At 60.4% G+C, this 23,422-nt stretch carries 13 protein-coding genes, 3 rRNA genes and 3 pseudogenes; 11 read left to right on the top strand and 8 right to left on the bottom strand.

Annotated elements, in window-relative coordinates:
- Positions 1-22: 22 nt before the first annotated feature.
- Positions 23-403, top strand: a complete 381-nt coding sequence (locus tag QIY50_19760) for an antibiotic biosynthesis monooxygenase (GenBank protein WGV19567.1) — start codon at positions 23-25, stop codon at positions 401-403.
- On the opposite strand, the gene QIY50_19765 is transcribed toward QIY50_19760, so the two are convergent.
- Positions 382-1,152 (bottom strand): alpha/beta fold hydrolase, encoded by a 771-nt coding sequence (locus tag QIY50_19765; protein WGV19568.1) that lies wholly within the window; start codon positions 1,150-1,152, stop codon positions 382-384. The genes QIY50_19760 and QIY50_19765 overlap by 22 nt on opposite strands.
- A complete protein-coding gene (locus tag QIY50_19770; GenBank protein ID WGV19569.1) occupies positions 1,136-2,254 on the bottom strand; it encodes a DUF3182 family protein in 1,119 nt (372 codons plus the stop codon). The genes QIY50_19765 and QIY50_19770 overlap by 17 nt, the downstream gene beginning before the upstream one ends.
- A 220-nt stretch (positions 2,255-2,474) precedes the next feature.
- On the opposite strand from QIY50_19770, the pseudogene QIY50_19775 reads away from it, so the two are divergent.
- Positions 2,475-4,284, top strand: a pseudogene (locus QIY50_19775) (aminopeptidase P family protein).
- A gap of 49 nt (positions 4,285-4,333) precedes the next feature.
- Here QIY50_19775 and QIY50_19780 read toward each other — a convergent pair.
- Together QIY50_19780 and rhtA are read right to left on the bottom strand one after the other, a co-directional pair.
- Complete coding sequence (locus QIY50_19780; protein WGV19570.1) at positions 4,334-4,615, bottom strand: hypothetical protein; 282 nt, start codon at positions 4,613-4,615, stop codon at positions 4,334-4,336.
- Positions 4,616-4,805: 190 nt separating this feature from the next.
- Positions 4,806-5,693 (bottom strand): threonine/homoserine exporter RhtA, encoded by an 888-nt coding sequence (gene rhtA / locus QIY50_19785; GenBank protein ID WGV19571.1) that lies wholly within the window; start codon positions 5,691-5,693, stop codon positions 4,806-4,808.
- Between the two features lie 656 nt (positions 5,694-6,349).
- On the opposite strand from rhtA, the gene QIY50_19790 reads away from it, so the two are divergent.
- The 4 genes and pseudogenes from QIY50_19790 (at position 6,350) to QIY50_19805 (ending at position 13,436) form a co-directional block, all read left to right on the top strand.
- Positions 6,350-7,886 (top strand): 16S ribosomal RNA (locus tag QIY50_19790).
- Between the two features lie 317 nt (positions 7,887-8,203).
- Positions 8,204-11,096 (top strand): 23S ribosomal RNA (locus QIY50_19795).
- Positions 11,097-11,231: 135 nt separating this feature from the next.
- Positions 11,232-11,347: ribosomal RNA gene (gene rrf, locus QIY50_19800) — 5S ribosomal RNA — on the top strand.
- Together the 16S, 23S and 5S rRNA genes form the textbook arrangement of a ribosomal RNA operon.
- A 279-nt stretch (positions 11,348-11,626) precedes the next feature.
- Positions 11,627-13,436, top strand: a pseudogene (locus QIY50_19805) (ABC transporter ATP-binding protein/permease).
- On the opposite strand, the gene QIY50_19810 reads toward QIY50_19805, so the two are convergent.
- Positions 13,433-14,662 carry an MFS transporter gene (locus QIY50_19810; protein WGV19572.1) on the bottom strand — a complete coding sequence of 410 codons (1,230 nt, stop codon included), beginning with the start codon at positions 14,660-14,662 and terminating at the stop codon, positions 13,433-13,435. The pseudogene QIY50_19805 and the gene QIY50_19810 overlap by 4 nt on opposite strands.
- A 307-nt stretch (positions 14,663-14,969) precedes the next feature.
- Here QIY50_19810 and QIY50_19815 point away from each other — a divergent pair, with 307 nt between their 5' ends.
- Both QIY50_19815 and QIY50_19820 read left to right on the top strand, forming a co-directional pair.
- Positions 14,970-17,204 (top strand): TonB-dependent siderophore receptor, encoded by a 2,235-nt coding sequence (locus tag QIY50_19815; protein WGV19573.1) that lies wholly within the window; start codon positions 14,970-14,972, stop codon positions 17,202-17,204.
- A gap of 161 nt (positions 17,205-17,365) precedes the next feature.
- Positions 17,366-17,905 (top strand): histidine phosphatase family protein, encoded by a 540-nt coding sequence (locus tag QIY50_19820; GenBank protein WGV19574.1) that lies wholly within the window; start codon positions 17,366-17,368, stop codon positions 17,903-17,905.
- Between the two features lie 3 nt (positions 17,906-17,908).
- Here the strand turns inward: QIY50_19820 and QIY50_19825 are convergent, their stop codons facing one another.
- Together QIY50_19825 and QIY50_19830 are read right to left on the bottom strand one after the other, a co-directional pair.
- On the bottom strand, positions 17,909-18,694 hold the full coding sequence (locus tag QIY50_19825; protein WGV19575.1) for a sulfite exporter TauE/SafE family protein: 786 nt from the start codon (positions 18,692-18,694) through the stop codon (positions 17,909-17,911).
- Positions 18,695-18,920: 226 nt separating this feature from the next.
- Positions 18,921-19,514 (bottom strand): XRE family transcriptional regulator, encoded by a 594-nt coding sequence (locus tag QIY50_19830; protein ID WGV19576.1) that lies wholly within the window; start codon positions 19,512-19,514, stop codon positions 18,921-18,923.
- 115 nt (positions 19,515-19,629) lie between these two features.
- On the opposite strand from QIY50_19830, the pseudogene QIY50_19835 reads away from it, so the two are divergent.
- From QIY50_19835 to QIY50_19845, 3 genes and pseudogenes are all read left to right on the top strand, one after another.
- Positions 19,630-20,767: pseudogene (locus QIY50_19835) on the top strand (FAD-dependent oxidoreductase).
- 12 nt (positions 20,768-20,779) lie between these two features.
- Positions 20,780-21,157 carry a RidA family protein gene (locus QIY50_19840; GenBank protein ID WGV19577.1) on the top strand — a complete coding sequence of 126 codons (378 nt, stop codon included), beginning with the start codon at positions 20,780-20,782 and terminating at the stop codon, positions 21,155-21,157.
- A 151-nt stretch (positions 21,158-21,308) separates the two neighbouring features.
- Positions 21,309-22,379 (top strand): hypothetical protein, encoded by a 1,071-nt coding sequence (locus QIY50_19845; GenBank protein WGV19578.1) that lies wholly within the window; start codon positions 21,309-21,311, stop codon positions 22,377-22,379.
- Positions 22,380-22,421: 42 nt separating this feature from the next.
- Here the strand turns inward: QIY50_19845 and QIY50_19850 are convergent, their stop codons facing one another.
- On the bottom strand, positions 22,422-23,417 hold the full coding sequence (locus tag QIY50_19850; GenBank protein ID WGV19579.1) for an IS110 family transposase: 996 nt from the start codon (positions 23,415-23,417) through the stop codon (positions 22,422-22,424).
- Positions 23,418-23,422 lie beyond the last annotated feature (5 nt).

A 23,422-nucleotide genomic window follows, 5' to 3' on the forward strand; every position in this document is an offset into this window, starting at 1 on the left:
GTCCGTCAGCAGGAGACCATTCATGATGGCAACATCCCACCCCCTGTGGTTTACCCAGATGATCGAATATGAGGTGCCCGGCAGCTGCCAGCAGGCGTTGGCCGAGGCGCTGGTGGCACGCAGCGAAGAACTGGCCGCGCGCTGCGAAGGGTTGCAGGGTTTCAGTATCCAGGCCAGTGACGATGGCAGCCGGGTGTTGCAGTACCTGCAATGGCAGTCCCGCCAGGCGTGGGCGGCCGCGGCCGTGCTGTTCAACGAGGAGCCGTTGCTTGAACTGCTTGGCCAGCATCAGGCGCGTAGCGTCAACTTTGCCGCATACCAGACCCTGCGCAGCCTGGTACGCGGCGCCGATGGCGGCCTGCAGTGCCTGGTAGGTGGGCCTCAGGCATACCAGGGTGCGTAGTGCGGGTAACGGTCCAGGCGGGCGCCAATGACCATTTCGCTGACCCATGCCGCCAGGATCGAGCTGTAGGCTTTCTGGCTCTCTTCGCTGGACAAGGCGTGGTCGGCACCGTCGACGATGCGGTGAGTGAGCGAATGGGCGCTGACAAATGCCGAGCGGTAGCTCATCAGCGTGCTGTGTGGTACGTAGTCGTCCTGTTCGGACTCTACCAGCAGCACATCGCCGCCGAACTCGGCACAGGCTGCCAGTGCGCGGTTGTCCGCCGGGCCGAGCGGGCGCTGGCGGTAAGCGTTCAGCCGTTGCCGATCGAGGGTTTGCTTGGGGAGGTTCCATTCGTCGTCCCAGTACATGGCGGGTACCCGCAGGGCCAGCCATTTGACCGGCCGCTCGCGGGTCAGCAGGGTGGCCAGGTAGCCACCATAGCTGCTGCCGATGATGGCGATGGCACTGCTGTCGACGGCCGGGTGGCTTACCAGCCGGTCATAGGCCACCAGCAGGTCTGTCAGGTTCTGCTCGCGGGTGACCGTCAGCCGTTGGCTTTCGGTTTTTTCGTGGCCGCGCAGGTCGAAGGTCATGCACACACAGCCCAGCCCGGTGATATGCCGGGCGCGGGCCAGGTCACGTTGCTGGCTGCCACCCCAGCCGTGGACGAAGAGGATGCCCGGCATCTTGCTGCCGGGGCTGACCAGGGTGCCGACGATGCTGTCATCCTCGACCTGCAGTTCAACGGTTTCACTCTGAATGGTCATGTTCGCGAATCCGCGCAAATTTGCTGAGTTGTCCGAGTTCACTGTCGTTTCCTTGGTAGAAGAGGGTGGCGTCAGTGGGCAGTTCGGGGGTGCCGAACACTTCATGGGTGGAGGCACGCACCCGTTGCAATGCCGGGTCGTCGGCGAACGCTTGCAGGGCCAGCAGCTCGGCACTGCTGGCACCGCCCAGGCGCCAGGATTGTTCGAGTACGCCGCTGCGCAGGTGGCCCTGATGGTTGACGCCGCGGGCGATGTCGTAGTTGCGCCGTGAGGCGATGAAGCCGGGGAAGTGCTGCTCGGCGGCCTGCTCGTAGGCCATCGCCTGGTTGATCGCCAGGCGCAGCGGCTCGTCCAGCGGCAGTTGCAGCAGTGCCTGGTAGTCACCGCGTACCACTACCAGGTCGGAGCCGCCATACACTTGCGTGCCCTGATGGTCGCGGGTGAGCTGCTGGGTGCCGTGATAGCTACAGGTCAGGCCGGCGACGCGTACCTGGCCGACGCTGAAGGTTTGCACTTCACTGAGGTCTTCCTCGAGCACCAGCCCCCATAACGAAAGGTCCTGCTCATCCATGCCGGCCAGCAGTGGTTCCAGTTCATCCACCGTGGTGATGACCTGTTGCCCACGGCCTGCGCAGGCAAGCACCGGCTTTATTCGCAACGGGCCGTCCGTCAATAACAGCTGTGCGGCGATGCGCGCATCGGCCTTGCTGAACACGTTATAGCCGCGCAACAGGGCGTCGCTGGCTTGCCGGGCGAAGGCGTCGGTCCAGCCCGGCGGGAAACTGGCGCCTGCCGGCAGCGGATGGGAGATTGCCTTGGTCGCCATGTAGGGGTATGCGACCAGGCCGCCGAACAGGTCCTGCTCGCTGGATATGCCCAAGGCAGCATGGCGCTTGGGATCGACCAGGGTTTCGGTGGGCAGGTAGTAGTAGCCATCGGTGGCGCTTGGTGGCTGGCTGGGTTGCACGTGCGGGCAGCCAAGCAGGCGGGCCAGGCCATCGGCAAGCTTGAGGTGTACGGCATGCTCGTGGTCGGGGGTGTGCGCGCGGGTGTCGAGCAGCACCACGCCGCTTTTAGGGGCGCAGCCATTGGGCATGGTCATTTGCCTGTATGCAATGAATGTACTGAGTGTGAAGCCGGTGCTTTGAGGAAGTTCAGCGAAACTTGATCGGTGGTCCTAGCCCTTCTGTAGGAAATGTCTGGTATGCGCAGGGCGTGACGGGCAATGCATGCCGTGTGTCGGTCGCCAAGATTGCAGGGCTGCGGCGGCTGTTCCATTATCGGCGCACTGGATAAACCGTGATGTAGCCGCAGGAGAGCGCATGAACGTTCAGACCACCGTTGGGCAAAGCGTGCCGCAGCGCCTCGTGCAGGTGCGCCAGGCCATGGCAGCAGAGGGCATCGATGCCTTGCTGGTACCCTCGGCCGACCCCCATCTTTCCGAATACCTGCCCGGTTACTGGCAGGGGCGCCAGTGGCTGTCGGGTTTCCACGGCTCGGTCGGCACGCTGGTGGTTACGGCTGGCTTTGCCGGGTTGTGGGTCGATAGCCGCTACTGGGAACAGGCGGAGCACGAGTTGGCAGACAGTGGCATCGAGTTGATGAAGTTGCTGCCGGGCAAGCCTGGCGCGCTGGAATGGCTAAGCGATCACGTCGAGCCCAATGGCAAGGTGGCGGTAGATGGCGCGGTCATGGCCTTGGCTTCGGCGCGCCAGCTGGGTGAGCGGCTGAAAAGCGCGCGGGGCGCGACTGGTGACTGACAAGGACCTGCTGGGCCAGGTCTGGGAGGGGCGCCCGGCACTGCCGGGCAATCCGGTCTACCAGCATTTGCCACCGCAGGCCACGGTGAGCCGTGCGGAAAAATTGGCACAGTTGCGCCAGAGCGTGCAGGCCAAGGGGGCCGACTGGCACTTCATCGCTACCCTGGATGACATTGCCTGGTTGTTCAACCTGCGCGGCAGCGATGTGCCCTACAACCCGGTGTTCGTGGCCTTTGCCCTGATCAGCCAGCAGCAGGCCATCCTGTTCGTTGGGCAGGACAAGCTCGACGAACATCTGCGCCAGGTGCTGGCGGCCGACGGTATCGAAGTGCGCGACTACGCCGAAGCCGGCCAGGCCCTTGCCGCGATGTCGGCCGGTAGCCGATTGCTGATCGACCCGGCCCGGGTGACCTGTGGCCTGCTGGACAACCTGCCGGCCGAGGTGGAACTGGTCGAAGGACTCAACCCCAGCACCCTGAGCAAGTCGTGCAAGGGTGACGAAGACCTGGTACACATCCGCCAGGTAATGGAGCAGGACGGTGCGGCCTTGTGCGAGTTCTTCGCCTGGCTCGAGGCCAGCCTCGGTCGGGAGCGGGTTACCGAACTGACGATCGACGAGCAGTTGAGTGCCGCGCGTGCTCGCCGGCCAGGCTTCGTGTCGTTGAGTTTCTCGACCATTGCCGCCTTCAATGGCAATGGCGCGATGCCGCATTACCGTGCCACGGAGCAGTCCCATGCAGTCATCGAGGGCGACGGGTTGCTGCTGATCGATTCGGGCGGCCAGTACCTTGGCGGCACTACTGACATTACCCGCATGGTGCCGGTGGGCAACCCGAGCCAGGCGCAGAAGCAGGATTGCACGCGCGTGCTCAAAGGCATGATCGCCCTGTCGCGCGCTACCTTCCCGCGTGGTGTGCTGTCGCCGTTGCTCGACGCCATTGCCCGGGCACCGATCTGGGCTGATCAGGTGGATTACGGCCACGGTACCGGGCATGGGGTAGGTTACTTCATGAATGTGCACGAAGGGCCGCAAGTGATTGCCTACCAGGCGGCGCCCGCCCCGCAGACGGCGATGCAGGTGGGCATGATCAGCTCGATCGAGCCGGGTACGTATCGCCCGGGGCAGTGGGGGGTACGCATCGAGAACCTGGTGGTCAACCGCGAGGCTGGCAAGAGCGCCTTCGGCGACTTCCTGAACTTCGAGACCCTGACGCTGTGCCCGATCGACACCCGTTGCCTGTTGCCCGAGCTGCTGGCCAGGGAAGAGCTGGACTGGTTGAACGGTTATCACCTCAAGGTGCGCGAGCGCCTGGCGCCCTTGCTCAAGGGGGAGGCACTGGCCTGGCTGGAAGCGCGCACCGCGCCGTTGTAAGGAAAAATGTGAGCCAATGAAAAGGGCAGCTTGAGAGCTGCCCTGTTTTCTACTTGCAGATGACGATCATGCTGCGGCTGGTGTAACCCGCCGGGTTGATCCCGAACAAGTAGTCACCGGGTTCTTCATCAGTATCGCCCGAGCGGGCAATGACCCGGTAGCCGCGCGTGCTGCAAGAGGTCGCGGCCTTGCTGTAGCAGTTGTCCCACGATGAAGAAAGGCCGGAGCAGTTGATATGCAGGCCCTTCTTGCCCCTTTTGACCTCAGTCTTGGCCGTGGCGGCACATCCAGCAATAGCCAAGATGGCCAGGATGAGCAAAATACGTTTCATTCCTGTCCTTAAATGCAGGGCGGATCAGTTGTCTGGCCCCGTCGTTATCGCTTCGGTTCTTCCTGAAATATCCCCAGCGTCCGTGTTCGGTCCAGTAGATAGCGTAAAGATGATGATTCTGTGACAGCTTAATCAGCGAGAAGGGTCGCTACAATCATTAATCCTGTCTCAAATGAAAATATTTCTCATATCAGTCTGCTGCGACGGCCGGGCTGGGCTCCTTGCGCATCGACAGGGTGGTACCGACCGACGCGGTAATGATTGCCAGAATAGCCAGCCACTGGGTAATCGTCAGCACCTCGCCCAGGAACAGCAGGCCGGACAGTGCGCCGAATGCTGGCTCGATGCTCATGAGGGTGCCGAAGGTGCGTGCCGGGATGCGCGTGAGGGCAACCATTTCCAGGCTGTAAGGCAGAGCAGTGGACAGTACCGCGACGCCCAGTGCCATGGGGATCAATGAAGGTGTGAGCAAGGCGCTGCCGGCATGGGCGATACCGACGGGGGCAACGAACAGCGCGGCGACCACTACGCCCAGTGCGGCACTCTGGATACCATGCTCGGCCCCGGCACGCTGCCCGAACAGGATGTACAGCGCCCAGCATACGCCCGCGCCCAGGGCGTAGGCTGCGCCGACCGGGTCGAGGGCCTGCCCGCCATGGCCGGCCGGCAGCAATAGCAACAGGCCGACGATAGCCAGGGCAATCCACAGGAAGTCGATCGGTCGACGCGAGGAGACGATCGCCACGGCCAGCGGGCCAGTGAACTCCAGCGCCACGGCAATGCCGATCGGCACTGTTTGCAGGGCCATATAGAAGAGGAAATTCATGCCGCCCAGCGCCATGCCATAGATGATGACATTGCGCAGGGTGTTGGTGGTCATGCGGACACGCCACGGGCGCAGTATCAGCAGCATGATGATGCTGGCGAAGATCAGACGCAGGGTGGTAGTGCCTTGGGCGCCGACGAGGGGGAACATGCTTTTGGCCAGGGAAGCACCAGACTGTATCGATGCCATGGCGATGAGCAGCAGGCCGATCGGGAAGAGGGTAGCGGCCAGGCTGCGGGGCTGGGTGTTCATTTCCGTGCGGCGATCCTTGGCGGGTTGGGGTGAGCAATATAGTGCGCAATTACGAGGGAAGGGGGCAAGGTGCGTGGCGTAGTTATTTCGGCCCCTTAGCGATTGCCCGCCGCGCAGACAAGGCGGTCGCGTGCGCTGGCACTGACGTTACTGGCCCGAAACAGATGTGGGAGCAGCCTTGTGCTGCGAAGCGCCGCGCGGGCGGCGCTCGATCTCATAGGCGCTGAAGGTGGTGTGGCGAGCACCTGGCGGCTCTGACGCGGTCTTTTTCAAAAAGATTCTAAATTATTGAAATTAAAGGTTGACCTCCTGAAAAGCCGCCCTATAATGCGCACCACTCCAACGCGGTAGCGAAGCAAAGCCAGCCACCCTGTTGAGTCAAGTGTTTGAAGCTAAACGAGTTTCTCGCAAAAAACTTCAAAATAAACGCTTGACAGCAAATGAGGAAAGCGTAGAATGCGCGCCTCGGTTGAGACGAAAAGCTCTTAACCAAACGCTCTTTAACAAATCGAATCAAGCAATTCGTGTGGGTGCTTGTGAGTATGGGCTGATAGTCACAAAGATTATCAGCATCACAAGTGGCCATGCGAGAAATCACATAGTCATTTGAGATTGCTGAGCCAAGTTTAGGGTTTCTTAAAAACCCAAGCAGTATTGAACTGAAGAGTTTGATCATGGCTCAGATTGAACGCTGGCGGCAGGCCTAACACATGCAAGTCGAGCGGATGACGGGAGCTTGCTCCTTGATTCAGCGGCGGACGGGTGAGTAATGCCTAGGAATCTGCCTGGTAGTGGGGGACAACGTTTCGAAAGGAACGCTAATACCGCATACGTCCTACGGGAGAAAGCAGGGGACCTTCGGGCCTTGCGCTATCAGATGAGCCTAGGTCGGATTAGCTAGTTGGTGGGGTAATGGCTCACCAAGGCGACGATCCGTAACTGGTCTGAGAGGATGATCAGTCACACTGGAACTGAGACACGGTCCAGACTCCTACGGGAGGCAGCAGTGGGGAATATTGGACAATGGGCGAAAGCCTGATCCAGCCATGCCGCGTGTGTGAAGAAGGTCTTCGGATTGTAAAGCACTTTAAGTTGGGAGGAAGGGCAGTAAGCTAATACCTTGCTGTTTTGACGTTACCGACAGAATAAGCACCGGCTAACTCTGTGCCAGCAGCCGCGGTAATACAGAGGGTGCAAGCGTTAATCGGAATTACTGGGCGTAAAGCGCGCGTAGGTGGTTCGTTAAGTTGGATGTGAAAGCCCCGGGCTCAACCTGGGAACTGCATCCAAAACTGGCGAGCTAGAGTACGGTAGAGGGTGGTGGAATTTCCTGTGTAGCGGTGAAATGCGTAGATATAGGAAGGAACACCAGTGGCGAAGGCGACCACCTGGACTGATACTGACACTGAGGTGCGAAAGCGTGGGGAGCAAACAGGATTAGATACCCTGGTAGTCCACGCCGTAAACGATGTCAACTAGCCGTTGGAATCCTTGAGATTTTAGTGGCGCAGCTAACGCATTAAGTTGACCGCCTGGGGAGTACGGCCGCAAGGTTAAAACTCAAATGAATTGACGGGGGCCCGCACAAGCGGTGGAGCATGTGGTTTAATTCGAAGCAACGCGAAGAACCTTACCAGGCCTTGACATGCAGAGAACTTTCCAGAGATGGATTGGTGCCTTCGGGAACTCTGACACAGGTGCTGCATGGCTGTCGTCAGCTCGTGTCGTGAGATGTTGGGTTAAGTCCCGTAACGAGCGCAACCCTTGTCCTTAGTTACCAGCACGTTATGGTGGGCACTCTAAGGAGACTGCCGGTGACAAACCGGAGGAAGGTGGGGATGACGTCAAGTCATCATGGCCCTTACGGCCTGGGCTACACACGTGCTACAATGGTCGGTACAGAGGGTTGCCAAGCCGCGAGGTGGAGCTAATCTCACAAAACCGATCGTAGTCCGGATCGCAGTCTGCAACTCGACTGCGTGAAGTCGGAATCGCTAGTAATCGCGAATCAGAATGTCGCGGTGAATACGTTCCCGGGCCTTGTACACACCGCCCGTCACACCATGGGAGTGGGTTGCACCAGAAGTAGCTAGTCTAACCTTCGGGAGGACGGTTACCACGGTGTGATTCATGACTGGGGTGAAGTCGTAACAAGGTAGCCGTAGGGGAACCTGCGGCTGGATCACCTCCTTAATCGACGACATCAGCCTGCTGATGAGCTCCCACACGAATTGCTTGATTCATGGTTGAAGACGATCAGGGCCTTGAACAGGTCTTGTGTTGTTCCTGATCAGAACCTGGAAATGAACATTCGCATCGAATGTTGATTTCTGGCTTTTGTCAGACCGTTCTTTAAAAATTCGGATATGTGATAGATATAGACTGATGACCAGTTTCACTGCTGGTTAATCAGGCTAAGGTAAAATTTGTGAGTTCTGCGCGAAAGCGCAACATGCGAATTTTCGGCGAATGTCGTCTTCACAGTATAACCAGATTGCTTGGGGTTATATGGTCAAGTGAAGAAGCGCATACGGTGGATGCCTTGGCAGTCAGAGGCGATGAAAGACGTGGTAGCCTGCGATAAGCTTTGGGGAGTCGGCAAACAGACTGTGATCCAGAGATCTCTGAATGGGGAACCCACTCAGCACAAGCTGAGTATCTTGTACTGAATACATAGGTGCAAGAGGCGAACCAGGGGAACTGAAACATCTAAGTACCCTGAGGAAAAGAAATCAACCGAGATTCCCTTAGTAGTGGCGAGCGAACGGGGACCAGCCCTTAAGTTGATTTGAGATTAGTGGAACGCTCTGGAAAGTGCGGCCATAGTGGGTGATAGCCCCGTACACGAAAATCTCTTGTCAATGAAATCGAGTAGGACGGAGCACGAGAAACTTTGTCTGAATATGGGGGGACCATCCTCCAAGGCTAAATACTACTGACTGACCGATAGTGAACCAGTACCGTGAGGGAAAGGCGAAAAGAACCCCGGAGAGGGGAGTGAAATAGAACCTGAAACCGTATGCGTACAAGCAGTGGGAGCCTACTTTGTTAGGTGACTGCGTACCTTTTGTATAATGGGTCAGCGACTTATATTCAGTGGCGAGCTTAACCGAATAGGGGAGGCGTAGCGAAAGCGAGTCTTAATAGGGCGTTTAGTCGCTGGGTATAGACCCGAAACCGGGCGATCTATCCATGGGCAGGTTGAAGGTTAGGTAACACTGACTGGAGGACCGAACCGACTACCGTTGAAAAGTTAGCGGATGACCTGTGGATCGGAGTGAAAGGCTAATCAAGCTCGGAGATAGCTGGTTCTCCTCGAAAGCTATTTAGGTAGCGCCTCATGTATCACTCCAGGGGGTAGAGCACTGTTTCGGCTAGGGGGTCATCCCGACTTACCAAACCGATGCAAACTCCGAATACCTGGAAGTGCCGAGCATGGGAGACACACGGCGGGTGCTAACGTCCGTCGTGAAAAGGGAAACAACCCAGACCGTCAGCTAAGGTCCCAAAGTCATGGTTAAGTGGGAAACGATGTGGGAAGGCTTAGACAGCTAGGAGGTTGGCTTAGAAGCAGCCACCCTTTAAAGAAAGCGTAATAGCTCACTAGTCGAGTCGGCCTGCGCGGAAGATGTAACGGGGCTCAAACCATGCACCGAAGCTACGGGTGTCATCTTTGATGACGCGGTAGAGGAGCGTTCTGTAAGCCTGTGAAGGTGAGTTGAGAAGCTTGCTGGAGGTATCAGAAGTGCGAATGCTGACATGAGTAACGACAATGCGAGTGAAAAACTCGCACGCCGAAAGACCAAGGTTTCCTGCGCAACGTTAATCGACGCAGGGTTAGTCGGTCCCTAAGGCGAGGCTGAAAAGCGTAGTCGATGGAAAACAGGTTAATATTCCTGTACTTCCAGTTATTGCGATGGAGGGACGGAGAAGGTTAGGCCAGCCTGGCGTTGGTTGTCCAGGTTTAAGGTGGTAGGCTGAAATCTTAGGCAAATCCGGGATTTCAAGGCCGAGAGCTGATGACGAGTTGCCTCTAGGCGACGAAGTGGTTGATACCATGCTTCCAAGAAAAGCTCCTAAGCTTCAGATAACTGGGAACCGTACCCCAAACCGACACAGGTGGTTAGGTAGAGAATACCAAGGCGCTTGAGAGAACTCGGGTGAAGGAACTAGGCAAAATGGCACCGTAACTTCGGGAGAAGGTGCGCCGGCGAGGGTGAAGGACTTGCTCCGTAAGCCCATGCCGGTCGAAGATACCAGGCCGCTGCGACTGTTTATTAAAAACACAGCACTCTGCAAACACGAAAGTGGACGTATAGGGTGTGACGCCTGCCCGGTGCCGGAAGGTTAATTGATGGGGTTAGCGCAAGCGAAGCTCTTGATCGAAGCCCCGGTAAACGGCGGCCGTAACTATAACGGTCCTAAGGTAGCGAAATTCCTTGTCGGGTAAGTTCCGACCTGCACGAATGGCGTAACGATGGCGGCGCTGTCTCCACCCGAGACTCAGTGAAATTGAAATCGCTGTGAAGATGCAGTGTATCCGCGGCTAGACGGAAAGACCCCGTGAACCTTTACTATAGCTTTGCACTGGACTTTGAATTTGCTTGTGTAGGATAGGTGGGAGGCTTTGAAGTGGGGACGCCAGTTCTCATGGAGCCATCCTTGAAATACCACCCTGGCAACTTTGAGGTTCTAACTCAGGTCCGTTATCCGGATCGAGGACAGTGTATGGTGGGTAGTTTGACTGGGGCGGTCTCCTCCCAAAGAGTAACGGAGGAGTACGAAGGTGCGCTCAGACCGGTCGGAAATCGGTCGTAGAGTATAAAGGCAAAAGCGCGCTTGACTGCGAGACAAACACGTCGAGCAGGTACGAAAAGTAGGTCTTAGTGATCCGGTGGTTCTGTATGGAAGGGCCATCGCTCAACGGATAAAAGGTACTCCGGGGATAACAGGCTGATACCGCCCAAGAGTTCATATCGACGGCGGTGTTTGGCACCTCGATGTCGGCTCATCACATCCTGGGGCTGAAGCCGGTCCCAAGGGTATGGCTGTTCGCCATTTAAAGTGGTACGCGAGCTGGGTTTAGAACGTCGTGAGACAGTTCGGTCCCTATCTGCCGTGGACGTTTGAGATTTGAGAGGGGCTGCTCCTAGTACGAGAGGACCGGAGTGGACGAACCTCTGGTGTTCCGGTTGTCACGCCAGTGGCATTGCCGGGTAGCTATGTTCGGAAGAGATAACCGCTGAAAGCATCTAAGCGGGAAACTTGCCTCAAGATGAGAATCTCACTGGGATCTTGAATCCCCTGAAGGGCCGTCGAAGACTACGACGTTGATAGGTTGGGTGTGTAAGCGCTGTGAGGCGTTGAGCTAACCAATACTAATTGCCCGTGAGGCTTGACCATATAACACCCAAGCAATTTGCGCACGAAAGCCAAATTGTGGTGGTGAAGACGAAAGAACCGAAAGTTCGCAACTTCACAAAATCACATATCCGAATTAGCCAAGAGTGTTCAAAAGACATTCTGGCAACAGAATTTCTTGACGACCATAGAGCATTGGAACCACCTGATCCCATCCCGAACTCAGCAGTGAAACGATGCATCGCCGATGGTAGTGTGGGGTTTCCCCATGTGAGAGTAGGTCATCGTCAAGATTCATTTCGCAAAACCCCTATCTGCACATGCAGGTATGGGGGTTTTGTCTTTGTGGCGCAAAAATCTCCAGCCCTACGCAATCCCCTGTGTGGGAGCGGGCAAGCCCGCGAAGCAGGCGACGCGGTGCATGGCACCGGCTACGCCGGTGTTCGCGGCCACGGCCGCTCCCACAGGGCCCCGCGCAGCTCCCAAAACAATCATGAAATGTGCGTCATTTATGCCTGACGAATCACAGGTCAATGCTACGCTCGCGGAAATACTCAGCACGGATACCTACTATGGAAATGAACTGGCACCAGGCCCTGCAAGAGAGCCTGAGCTGGCTGGCAATCGCCTCGTTCATCACCCTCGTCTGCTTCACTGCAGCCGCCACACTGGCCGTACGTTGTACGCGCTGGGGCAGCCAGTTCTGGCAGCTTGCCGGGCCCTATTTCAGTTTCAGGCGCAGTTGGCGGCCGTTGCTGGTGTTCGCCCTGCTGCTGGTACTGACGCTATTTTCGGTGCGCCTGAACGTGCTGTTCTCGTTCTGGTACAACGGTTTCTACAGCGCCCTGCAGGGCCTTGACCAAGCCGCCTTCTGGTACCTGCTCGGCGTCTTCGCGGTATTGGCCACTATCCATGTGCTGCGCTCACTGTTCACCTTTTATGTAAGCCAGGCGTTCAGCATCCAGTGGAGGGTCTGGCTGACCGAGCGCCTCACCCACGACTGGATGCACGGCGATGCCTACTACCGTGGCCAGTTCCTCGCCGAGCCCGTGGACAACCCCGACCAACGTATCGAACTGGACGTAAACGCCTTTGTCAGCAATTCGGTGACCCTTGCCCTGGGCGCGGTCAGTGCGCTGGTTTCGCTGGTGGCATTTACCGGCATCCTGTGGGGGCTGTCGGCGCCGTTGGCTGTTGCCGGTGTGGAGATTCCCCGAGCGATGGTGTTTGCCGTGTACCTGTATGTCATCGTCGCCACCTGGATCGCCTTCCGTCTCGGGCGACCGCTGATCCGCCTGAACTTTCTCAACGAAAAGCTCACTGCCAACTTCCGTTACGCGCTGATGCGCCTGCGCGAAAACGCCGAGAACATCGCTTTCTACCAGGGCGCGGAGGTCGAGCGGGGTACCTTGCTGGGGCGCTTTGCCGCCTTGATCGTCAATGCCTGGGCGCTGGTATTCCGGAACCTGAAATTCAGTGGTTTCAACCTGGGCGTGAGCCAGGTAGCAGTGGTGTTCCCGTTCATTCTGCAGGCACCGCGCTTCTTCAGCGGGGCGATCAAGCTGGGCGATGTGATGCAGACTTCCCAGGCTTTTGGCCAGGTGCAGGATTCGTTGTCGTTCTTCCGCGAGTCCTATGATGCGTTTGCCCAGTACCGGGCTACCCTCGACCGTCTTACCGGTTTCCTCGATGCCAATCAGCAGGCGAGTGCTTTACCGCGCGTCCTCACCGAAAACCAGGAGCATGCCTTGGCGATAAGCCGCCTGCAGGTACAGCGCCCGGACGGGCATGCCCTTATCGCAAACCTGGACCTTGAGCTGCACGCCGGCCAGGCGCTGTTGATCAAGGGGCCGTCGGGCAGCGGCAAAACCACGCTGCTGCGTGCGCTGGCGGGCCTCTGGCCGTACGCCGAGGGTGAAGTCAGGCGGCCGCTGGGCCACCAGGCGCTGTTCCTGTCGCAGCGGCCGTACCTGCCGCTAGGTGACCTGCGCACCGTCATCGCCTACCCGGCGGCCGGCAAGCCTGAGGATGAGTCGCGGATGCAGCAGGCCTTGTACCAGGTCAACCTGGCCCACCTGGCCGAGCGACTGGACGTCAGCTGTGACTGGTCACATATCCTCTCGGTCGGGGAGCAGCAGCGCCTGGCGTTTGCCCGGGTGCTGTTCAACCGGCCACAGGTGGTGTTCCTCGACGAGTCCACCTCGGCCATGGACGAAGGGCTCGAGCATGCCCTGTATTCGCTGTTGCGCACGGAAATGCCAGGGGCGTTGCTGGTCAGTGTCGGGCACCGCAGCACGCTGGCAGGTTTCCATACCCATCGACTGGAAGTGGAATGGCCATGGTGGCTGGTCGCTACTGGAGCAGCAGCCAGCGCTGGCCTAGTTCGGCTTGCAGGTGATCGGGCCTGACCTGAGCAAAGCGACTCCGACGAGGGTGCTGCCGGCACACGCTGCGCCAAGCAGGAATGTTGCCTTGAAGCCGACCCCATCCCACAGCAGCCCGGCCACCACGCTGGCTACCAACAGCGCCACGCCGGTCAGCAGGTTGAACAGGCCGAAGGCGGTGCCGCGCAGGTCGGCAGGGGCGCTGTCGGCGATCATGGCGGCAAACACCCCCTGGCTGAAGCCAAGGTGCAGGCCCCAGGCCGCTACCCCCATGACCAACCCGCTCCAGCCTGGCAGCAGGGCCAGTAGCAGGTCGGCGGCGACCAGCAGGCCCAGCCCGGTCATCAGCACGCCGCGACGGCCTACGCGGTCCGATAGCACCCCGGCGGGGTAGGCCGACAGCGAATAGGCCAGGGCCATGAGCACAAGCACTGCTGGCGTCCACAGCGGCGCCAGGCCCATGTCCTGGGCGCGCAGCAACAGAAACGCCTCGCTGAAGCGGGCGAGGGTGAACAGCGTGGCCAGGCCGATCAGCCGCCAATAGGCCGGGCCCAGCCGGGCCAGCTGGTGCAGCGCCAACGGTGAGCGCACCGGCCGGGTGGTGGCCGGCGTTTCAGGTTCGCGCACAAAGGCGATGAGGATGTATACCGCCACGAACGCCGGGATCACCGCCACCCAGAACACCGTCTGGAAATGGCTCGCCGTCAGCCACATCAGCAAGATCGCCAGCAACGGCCCCAGGAAGGCGCCCACGGTATCCAGCGCCTGGCGCAGGCCGAAGGCTGCACCACGCAGTTCAGCAGGCGTGACGTCGGCTACCAGTGCATCGCGCGGCGCCCCACGAATACCCTTGCCGACCCGGTCGACGAAGCGTGCCATGGTCAGCCACTCCAGCCCGGAGGCCATGGGGAACACCGGCTTGGTCAACGCCCCCAGGCCGTAGCCCAGCACCGTGAGCAGCTTGCGTTTGCCCAGCCGGTCGCTAAGGGCGCCGGAGAACACCTTGGTGATCGAGGCGGTCGCCTCGGCGATACCTTCGATAAAGCCCACCGCCACTACCGAGGTGCCAAGCACGGTGACCATGTACAGGGGCAGCAGGGCATGAATCATTTCCGAGGAAATGTCCATGAACATCGATACGAAGCCCAGCGCCCAGACGCTGCGAGGGATCTTCGACAAGGGCCTGGTAGCGATCGTGGCGTGGCTTTCTTCGCGGCTGCGCATCAGGGGGCTCGGCAGAGGGGCTACGTCGAAACTGTAGGAGCCCTCACGCAGGATGCAAATCGGGCAACTGTACGAAAGCAACAGTGCGCATAGTCGGGCTGCACCGCAGCGTCGGCAGCTCCATGGTGTCAGCAAAGTTCCGTTACAAACATGTAAACTTCGTAAATAAGATTTAAACTCATTTGCGAATCTCTATATTTACCATCCCTGTTGGCCACCAAACTGTGTTTGCGAGGCCGGTGGGCGAGGGCTCCCGGTTTCCGACAGGGATGTGCCGTTTCGCTCATGAATCGCAGGAGATGTACCCATGCAGTGCAAGACTTCACCCAATAGCCTGGCCCTGGCGTTCGTCGCGCTGGCATCACCGGTCATGGTGACCAGCGTGGTCCAGGCCGAAGAACAGCGCACGGGTGAGGTGCTGGAGATACCGGTCGCCGACAACGCGCTGGTGATCGAGGACACCTTGGTTACCGCCGAGCGCGAGGCACGCCAGGCGCTGGGCACTTCGATCATTACCGCCGAAGACATCAAGCGCCACCCGCCGGCCAATGACCTGTCCGACATCATCCGCCGCGAACCCGGGGTGAACCTGACTGGCAACAGTGCCAGCGGCGCGCGTGGCAACAACCGGCAGATCGACCTGCGCGGCATGGGGCCGGAAAACACCCTGATCCTCATCGACGGCAAGCCATCCAGCGCACGCAATGCCGTGCGCTACGGCTGGAACGGCGACCGCGACACCCGCGGTGAAACCAACTGGGTGCCGGCCGAAGCGGTCGAGCGCATCGAGATCCTGCGTGGCCCGGCGGCCGCACGTTACGGCTCCGGTGCCATGGGCGGGGTGGTCAACATCATAACCAAGCGGCCCACCGACGCACTCAAGGGCAGCGTCAGCCTGTACACCCAGTTGCCGCAAGACAGCGCCGAGGGCGCCAGCCGCCGGGCCAACTTCAACCTCGGTGGCGGCCTGACCGACAACCTCGGGTTCCGGCTGTACGGCGGCCTGGCCAAGACCGACGCCGACGACCTGGACATCAACGCCGGGCATGCCACCAGTGCGCTGGTGGCGGGCCGTGAAGGGGTGCGCAACAAGGACATCAATGGCCTGCTGAGCTGGAAGCTGAACGACGAACACCGCCTCGAGGCCAGCGCCGGCTACAGCCGCCAGGGCAATATCTTTGCCGGTGACACCATGAACAGCAATGGCGGTGGCGATGTCGGGTTCGTGTCCAGCCTGTACGGCCACGAAACCAATGTGATGCAGCGCAGTACCTACGACCTGACCCACCTGGGGGACTTCACCTGGGGTACCAGCAAGACCGTGCTGGCCTACGAGTACATGCGCAACTGGCGCCTCAACGAGGGCCTGGCAGGCCGCACCGAAGGTGCGCCCAACGCCGAAGGCGCCGCCATGTCGCGCTTGCGCAACACGCGCCTGAGCAGTGAAGTGAACCTGCCGTTCGCCATGGGCAGCACCGAGCATGTGCTGACCCTGGGCGGCGAATACCTGTACGAAACGCTCAATGACCAGGGCTCGCTGCGCCCGCAAAGCTCGGACCCCAACGGTAATGACGGGCTGGTCGGTTTCGACCGCAGCAGCTCGAAGATGACCGCCCGCAGTTATGCATTGTTCGTCGAGGACAACATCATTGTCGGCGATACCACCATTACCCCGGGCGTGCGTTTCGACCATCACGAAACCTTCGGCGACAACTTCAGCCCCAGCCTGAACCTGTCGCACAAGCTGACCGAAGCACTGTCGGTCAAAGGCGGCATCGCGCGCGCCTACAAAACCCCGAACCTGTACCAGTCCAACCCCAACTACCTGCTTTACAGCCGCGGCAACGGCTGCAGCGTGCAGCAGACCAACAATGGTGGCTGCTACCTGCAGGGCAACGCCGACCTCAAGCCCGAGATCAGCGTCAACAAGGAAATCGGCCTGTTGTACGACCGTGGTACCTGGCGCACAAGTGCCACGTACTTTCGCAACGACTACAAGAACAAGATCATCGGCGATACCGATGTGCTGTACACCATCGGTACCGGCAGCCGCGTGACCCAGTGGGACAACGCCGGCAAGGCGCGGGTGGAAGGTATCGAAGGCAACCTGTTCATCGAGTTGACCCCAGCCCTGGACTGGAACACCAACCTGACCTGGATGCTCGACAACGACAACCGCGAGACCGGCGAGCCGCTGTCGGTGATTCCGGAATACACCGTCAACACCACCCTCGACTGGCGCGCCACCGACCAGCTGTCGTTCCAGGTGGCGGGTACCTACTTCGGCAAGCAGAAGTCGCCGACCTTCAACGACCGCACCCAGCAAGACTACGACAAGGCCGCGCAACAGGATGTGGAAGCCTACGGCCTGGTGGATGTGAGTGCCGGGTACAAGTTCAACGCCAACTACGACGTGCGGGTGGGGGTGAACAACGTGTTCGACAAACAGATCCTGCGTGGTGGCAACGCCAGTACTTCGGGCGCGAATACCTATAACCAGCCGGGCAGGGCGGTGTTCGCTTCGCTGAACATCAATTTCTGACACCGGGGCCGCTGTGCGGCCCGTTCGCCGGCAAGCCATGCGCTATCCCTGTGGGAGCGGGCATACCCGCGAACACCGGCGCAGCCGGTGCCATATTGTTGCGGCAGAATTTGCCACAACATGCTAAACCATGCGCCCCAGTCCGCTGCGAGATAAACCCGGTGAAAGCCGTCCGCCTGACCCTGATCTGCCACGCCCTGACCCAGGCCCAGAAGACCGGGCGCCTGCACCGTGCGGACGACGGCATCCTGCCGTTGACCCAGCAGCCTTTCGCCGATCTTGCCGGTGCGCAACTGCTGACCGCGCCAGAGCGGCGAGCCTGTGAAACGGCAGCGTGGTTGGCGGAGCAGGTGCAGGTCGAGCCGGCGTTGGCCGATTGCGACCTGGGGCGTTGGCAGGGGCTTACGCTGAAGCAATTGCAAGCCGAGCAACCGCACGCATTGGCCGAATGGCTGCAGGACCCGACCAGTGATGTGCACGGCGGCGAGTCGTTCGCCGTACTTTGCCAGCGCGTCGCCACCTGGCTGGCAGCTTTCGACAGGCCGGGCGAATGGCTGGCGGTTACCCACCCGATGGTCATGCGCGCCGTGCTGGTGCAGGTGCTTGGCTGCCCGATGAGTGCCAGCCAGCGGATCGACGTGTTGCCGCTATCGCGCCTGGAGCTGAGCTTTACCGGGCAGTGGCGCCTGCGCCTGGGCTGAAGGTCAGAACGCCAGCTTGTAGCCGATCAGCAGCAGCATCGCTGCCAGGCACGGACGCAACACGCGGTCGGAAATCCGTCCGGTAAGGTGGCTACCCAGGTAGATGCCTGGCAGCGAGCCCAGTAGCAGGTAGCCCAGCAGCGACCAGTCCATGTTGCCCATGCCCGCATGGCCCAGGCCCGCCACCAGGGTCAGCGGCACGGCGTGAGCGATTTCGGTACCGACCAGGCGGCGGGTGACCAGGAACGGGTAAAGCAGGAACAGCGCCACGGTACCCAGTGCGCCAGCGCCGATGGAGGTGAGGGTGACCATCACCCCCAGCACCACGCCGGTGAGCACGGTGAGGGTGTTCAGGCTGCGGTCGCTGAGGTGGTAGTGGTCAGCGGCATGGCGGCTGGCGAAAGCCTGCAGCCGAGATTTGAACAGGATGGCCAGCGCGGTCAGGATCAGCACCACCGCCAGGCCTTGCTTGATGACGGCGTTTAGCGCCGAGGTGTCGGTGTGCAGGCTGCTCAGGAACCACAGGGTCAGCGCCGCCGCGGGCACGCTGCCCAGGCTGAGCAGGCCAGTGATCTTCCAGTCGACGTTCTTGTTGCGCGCATGCACCCAGACGCCACTGGCCTTGGTGATGGCGGCATAGAGCAGGTCGGTGCCGACGGCCGTTGCCGGGCTGATGCCGAACCACAACAGGATAGGGGTCATCAACGAACCGCCACCAACGCCGGTCATGCCGACGATGAAACCCACGATCAAGCCTGCAATGGTGAAACCGAAAGAACCTACATCCATACGCTACTCGACTGCCCAACTTTGCCCGTTATCGGATGCAGCCAGCATATAGATTTTTTTATAGCCAAATAGACTTGTTCGTTATTAGGTTATAACTGGGTGCAGCCTTCCAGGGCCCTATCGCCGGCAAGCCAGCTCCCACAGGTACTGCGCAGGCCTTGAGGTTGATGCGGTCGGGTGGGAGCTGGCTTGCCCCGGCGATAGGGCCCTGGCAGGCTGCATCCGGTCAACGATCAGTCATCACCACCATCACATGCGCATCTGCGCCGTCGTCACTTTCCGACAGGTAGATATGCCCCACCTGGCTGTCGAAATACGCTGTCTCCTGCGGGCCGATGCTCACCGCTTCGCCGGTTTCGAACTCGATCCGCACGCGCCCGCTCAGCACCAGCGCGAACTCTTGCCCGGGGTGGCGGATAAAATCGTCGAACTGGCCGCGTTCCCGGGCAATGATGCGGGCATACGCCGGGGTCATGCGCCGCTCGGGGAAGTCGCCCGCGATGGGGTGATAGTCATAAGTACCGGTCGAGTAACCTGCCGCCGCCGGCAGCGAATCGACCACCACGGTCACCGGCACAGGTGCGGTAACCGTGCCGCTGGCGCGCAACAGCTGGGCAATGTCAACATTCAGCGCACGGGCGGCGGCGGCGAGTTTTTCGTAGCTGACCGAGACCTGCGCCAGCTCCATCTTCGACAAGGTAGACAACGGGACGCCGCTGGCTTCGGACAATTGCTTGAGGGTCATCTGGCGCGTCTTGCGCACCTGGCGCAGGCGCTGGCCGACTACGGCACGGTCCAGCAGGGGTAGGGCAGCGGGCATTCGGGCATCTCGGCATGCGGCGTAAGTCGGGCATCTTACCTTGGACCCTTGCGTATTCGTAAATTCTCATATATTAGAATTCTCACAAATGATAATTTGCCAGGCAGGAGCGTGCATGACCCCGATCTACGACACCCTGATCATCGGCGCCGGCATTGCCGGTGCATCCCTGGGCTATCGCCTGGCCGGCCAGCAGGAAGTGCTGATGCTCGAGCGTGAGGCACAGCCTGGCTACCATTCCACCGGGCGTTCGGCAGCCATGTTCATGGAGGCCTACGGCACCCCGCAGATCCAGGCGCTGACCCGCGCCAGCCGGGCCTTTTACGAAGCACCACCGCAAGGCTTCTGCGAGCACCCGCTGCTGGAACCGCGCGGCTGCCTGTACGTCGCCAGCCTGGAACAGCGCGCGCTGCTTGAGCAGACCTATGCACAAAACCTCGCCAATGGCACCGAGGTCAGCCTGCTTGACCGCGACGCCGCCCTGGCCCTGGTGCCGAGCCTGCGTGGCGAGACCCTGGCTGGCGCGGTGCTCGAAGCGGGTGCCATGGACCTGGACGTGCATGCCCTGCACCAGGGCTTCCTGCGCGGTTATCGCGCCGCTGGCGGTGAGCTGCGCTGCAACGCCGAGTTGATCCAGGCCTGGTACCTGGATGACCAGTGGCTGGTGGAGCTGGGCGATGGCAGCCGCGTGCAGGCCCGTCAGCTGGTCAATGCCGCAGGCGCCTGGGCCGATCGCGTGGCCGAACAGTGCGGTGTGGCGCCTATCGGCCTGCAACCCTGCCGGCGCAGTGCCTTTACCTTCCCCGGCCCGGCAGACCAGGACTTCGCCCGCTGGCCGGCGGTGATTGGCGTTGACGAAAGCTTCTACTTCAAGGCCCGACGCCGGCCAACTGCTGGGTTCGCCGGCCAATGCCGATCCGGTCGAACCCCAGGACGCCGCACCCGAGGAGTTCGACGTGGCGTTGGGCATCTACAACATCGAAGCCATGACCACCCTGGCGATCCGCCGGCCGAGCCATACCTGGGCGGGGCTGCGCTCGTTCGTCGCCGACGGCGACCTGGTGATCGGTTTCGATGCGCATGCGCCAGCATTCTTCTGGCTGGCGGCACAAGGTGGTTATGGCATCCAGTCGGCTGCGGGCGCCTCGCGCCTGGCCGCCGACCTGCTGCTGGGCCAGGCCCTGTGTCCTGGCCTTGTCAGCCAGGGGGTGGTGCCCGAGCGCCTGTCCCCGGCCCGTTTCGAGCAACCCTGAAAGGAGCGTCCCATGAGTAATGATATCCAGCGTTTTCCCAGCAGCCTGCCGTTCCCGTTCTCCCGTGCGGTGAAAGCCGGCGGCTTCCTGTTCCTCTCTGGCCAGGTGCCGATGAGTGCCAGCGGCGAAGTGGTACGCGGTGACATCCAGACCCAGACCCGCGCCGCCTGTGAGCGCATCGGCGAAAGCCTGGCGGCCTGTGGTGCGCGTTTCGACCAGGTGGTCAAGGTCACGGTGTGGCTGTCGGACATGAGCCACTTCGCCGGCTTCAACGAGGTGTACAAGGCATTCTTCGGCGCAGCGCTGCCGGTGCGATCGACCGTGGCTTCGGCATTGGCGCTGGGGGTGGATGTGGAGATCGAAGTGCAGGCGTTTGTCGGCGAAGCCTGAGCGCTCTCGTAGGAGCAGCCTTGCGCTGCGAAGAGGCCGGTATGGCCGTTGCAAATGCATGGGCTTTACTGGCCTCTTCGCAGCGCAAGGCTGCTCCTACAAAAAAGTATGCGGTGGCAGTGAGACAACAACAATAAATCCAGAGGTTCACATGCAAGAGCAGCTGAAGATTGCCGGCGCGTTTGTCGGCGTGATCGTGGGGGCGGGGTTCGCTTCGGGGCGGGAACTGTTGTTGTTCTTTGTCGATTTCGGGGTGTGGGGGCTGGTCGGTGCGCTGGTCGGCGCGGCCTTGTTCACCTTCCTCGGCATGGCCCTGGCGGGGCTGGGCAATCGCCAGCAGGCCACCTCGCACAAGGATGTTATCCAGGCCATCTGCGGTCGCCATCTGGGCCTGTTCATCGACTGGCTGATCACCTTTTTCATGTTCGCCGTCACGGTAGTCATGCTGGCCGGCGGTGGCGCCTTGCTGGAGCAGCAGTTCGGCATCCCGGCACTGACCGGGAGCGTGCTGGTGACGCTGGTGGTGGTGGGCATCGTGTGCCTGGACGTGCGCAAGGTGATCCTCGCCATTGGCGCTATCACGCCGCTGCTGATCCTGGTGGCGTCGGCGATTGCGCTGTACGCAGTATTCACCCGTGAGCAGAGTTTCGCCCAGCTTGACCAGCTGGCCAGCCAGCAACAGGCGGGCACCCGTCACTGGTTGCTTGGGGCGTTCCTGTATGTCTCGTACAACATCGTTGCCGGCGCGCCGATCCTGGCCATTCTGGGCGGCTCGGCCAAGGGCGAGAAGACGGCAGTATGGGGTGGACTGCTCGGTGGTGCAGCACTGGGTGGCGTGATGCTGTTGATGAGTGCCGGGCTGTTGTCGCGCCTGGACAGCGTGGCTGACCTGCCGATGCCGATGCTGTCGATTGCCAACGAAGTGTCACCGCTGCTGGGGCTGGTGATGTGCCTGATCATCTTCGGCATGATCGTCAACACCGCGGTGGGGACGTTGTTTTCGTTCCTTTCTCGGCTGATGCCGGCGGGCACGGCGAAGTTTCGCTGGGGCTCGGTGGTGACCGGGATTGTGGCGTTCGGCTGCAGCCTGGTGGGGTTCATCAGCCTGGTGGGCGAGGTGTACCCGTTGTTCGGCTATCTGGGCTTTGTGCTGATGGCGGCGGTGCTGCTGGCCTGGGTCCGGCGGGGCAAAGTGGTTAAAACGGTAGCCAATGCTGCTTGATCTGCTGCTGGCGCGTATCCCTTGTAGATACTCTGTTGGCGGTCAAGCTTTTCTGAGGTGTTCAGAGCTGAAAAGCTTGGCCGTATCAAATGGCTCATCCCCGCGCATGCATGCCCAGATGCCTGTCAGGTACTTGCGCATGACAGCAGCGATAGCCTGCATTTTCTTCTTGCCCCTGTTGACCAACGACTCGTAAAAAGCCTTCGCATAAGGGTCGCAGCGCACTGCGGTCAAGGCAGGCATGTACATGGCTGCCCGTAGATAAGCATTCCCACTTTTGCCGAGTCTGCCGGGCTTATCAATGCTCGTTCCCGATTGGGTCTGTCGAACATCGAGACCCGCGTGGCGAGCTACCTGCGAGGACTTGAGCATTTGAGGAAGGATGGTCAGTTCAGCCAATGCCGCAAGTGCAGAGACTTCTCCCATCCCAGGCCCTGCGAGCAGCTGCTTGTACTGCCGAGTAAGCGTCGGACACTGGGCGACCAGCTCGCGGCCCGCCTTACGAAAGCGCTCAATTCGATTATCCAGTGAAGCAATCGCTTCCTCCTGATCCTCGATCAGCATCGACACGGTTGTAGCGGTCGCCTGCAATGCATGCAGTTCGTTCTTCGCCCTTGTACGATGCCCCACCAAACGATTGATGTGTCGCCCCAGAGCCCTCAGTTCAAGCTGCACAAGGCTTGGAGGTGTCCACAAGCGCGGTGTCATACGCTCGCCGTACTCGGACAGCAGTTGAGCATCTATTGCATCGGTCTTGCTGTTCACCAGCATCAGTTTGGCGAAATTGTGGAAGCTCTTGGGGTTGATCACGGATACAGGGAGGTCAGCCGCATGTAGCTCAAGGGCCAAGTCCAGGTAATAGATTCCGGTCGCCTCCATCACGATCGACTTGGGTTTGAGTGCCAGCAGCTTTTTCACCGCAGCCTTACGGCCTGCAGGGGTTTGAGCGATATCCCACTGTCCGGCCGGACGCCCATCTTTACGCACCCCAACGACCGAAGTACGTGAGCCGATATCGACGCCAACCCAGACACTCATTCCTT

This window comes from Pseudomonas putida (genome assembly GCA_029953615.1).
Classification (GTDB): Bacteria; Pseudomonadota; Gammaproteobacteria; order Pseudomonadales; family Pseudomonadaceae; genus Aquipseudomonas.

Excerpts from the sequence above, each read along its gene's own strand:
- QIY50_19850 (WGV19579.1), bottom strand. The coding sequence starts at position 23,417 with ATGAGTGTCTGGGTTGGCGTCGATATCGGCTCACGTACTTCGGTCGTT.
- QIY50_19840 (WGV19577.1), top strand. The coding sequence starts at position 20,780 with ATGAGTAATGATATCCAGCGTTTTCCCAGCAGCCTGCCGTTCCCGTTC.
- QIY50_19770 (WGV19569.1), bottom strand. The coding sequence starts at position 2,254 with ATGACCATGCCCAATGGCTGCGCCCCTAAAAGCGGCGTGGTGCTGCTC.
- rhtA (WGV19571.1), bottom strand. The coding sequence starts at position 5,693 with ATGAACACCCAGCCCCGCAGCCTGGCCGCTACCCTCTTCCCGATCGGC.
- QIY50_19825 (WGV19575.1), bottom strand. The coding sequence starts at position 18,694 with ATGGATGTAGGTTCTTTCGGTTTCACCATTGCAGGCTTGATCGTGGGT.
- QIY50_19810 (WGV19572.1), bottom strand. The coding sequence starts at position 14,662 with ATGCGCAGCCGCGAAGAAAGCCACGCCACGATCGCTACCAGGCCCTTG.
- QIY50_19780 (WGV19570.1), bottom strand. The coding sequence starts at position 4,615 with ATGAAACGTATTTTGCTCATCCTGGCCATCTTGGCTATTGCTGGATGT.
- QIY50_19765 (WGV19568.1), bottom strand. The coding sequence starts at position 1,152 with ATGACCATTCAGAGTGAAACCGTTGAACTGCAGGTCGAGGATGACAGC.
- QIY50_19760 (WGV19567.1), top strand. The coding sequence starts at position 23 with ATGATGGCAACATCCCACCCCCTGTGGTTTACCCAGATGATCGAATAT.
- QIY50_19830 (WGV19576.1), bottom strand. The coding sequence starts at position 19,514 with ATGCCCGCTGCCCTACCCCTGCTGGACCGTGCCGTAGTCGGCCAGCGC.
- QIY50_19815 (WGV19573.1), top strand. The coding sequence starts at position 14,970 with ATGCAGTGCAAGACTTCACCCAATAGCCTGGCCCTGGCGTTCGTCGCG.
- QIY50_19845 (WGV19578.1), top strand. The coding sequence starts at position 21,309 with ATGCAAGAGCAGCTGAAGATTGCCGGCGCGTTTGTCGGCGTGATCGTG.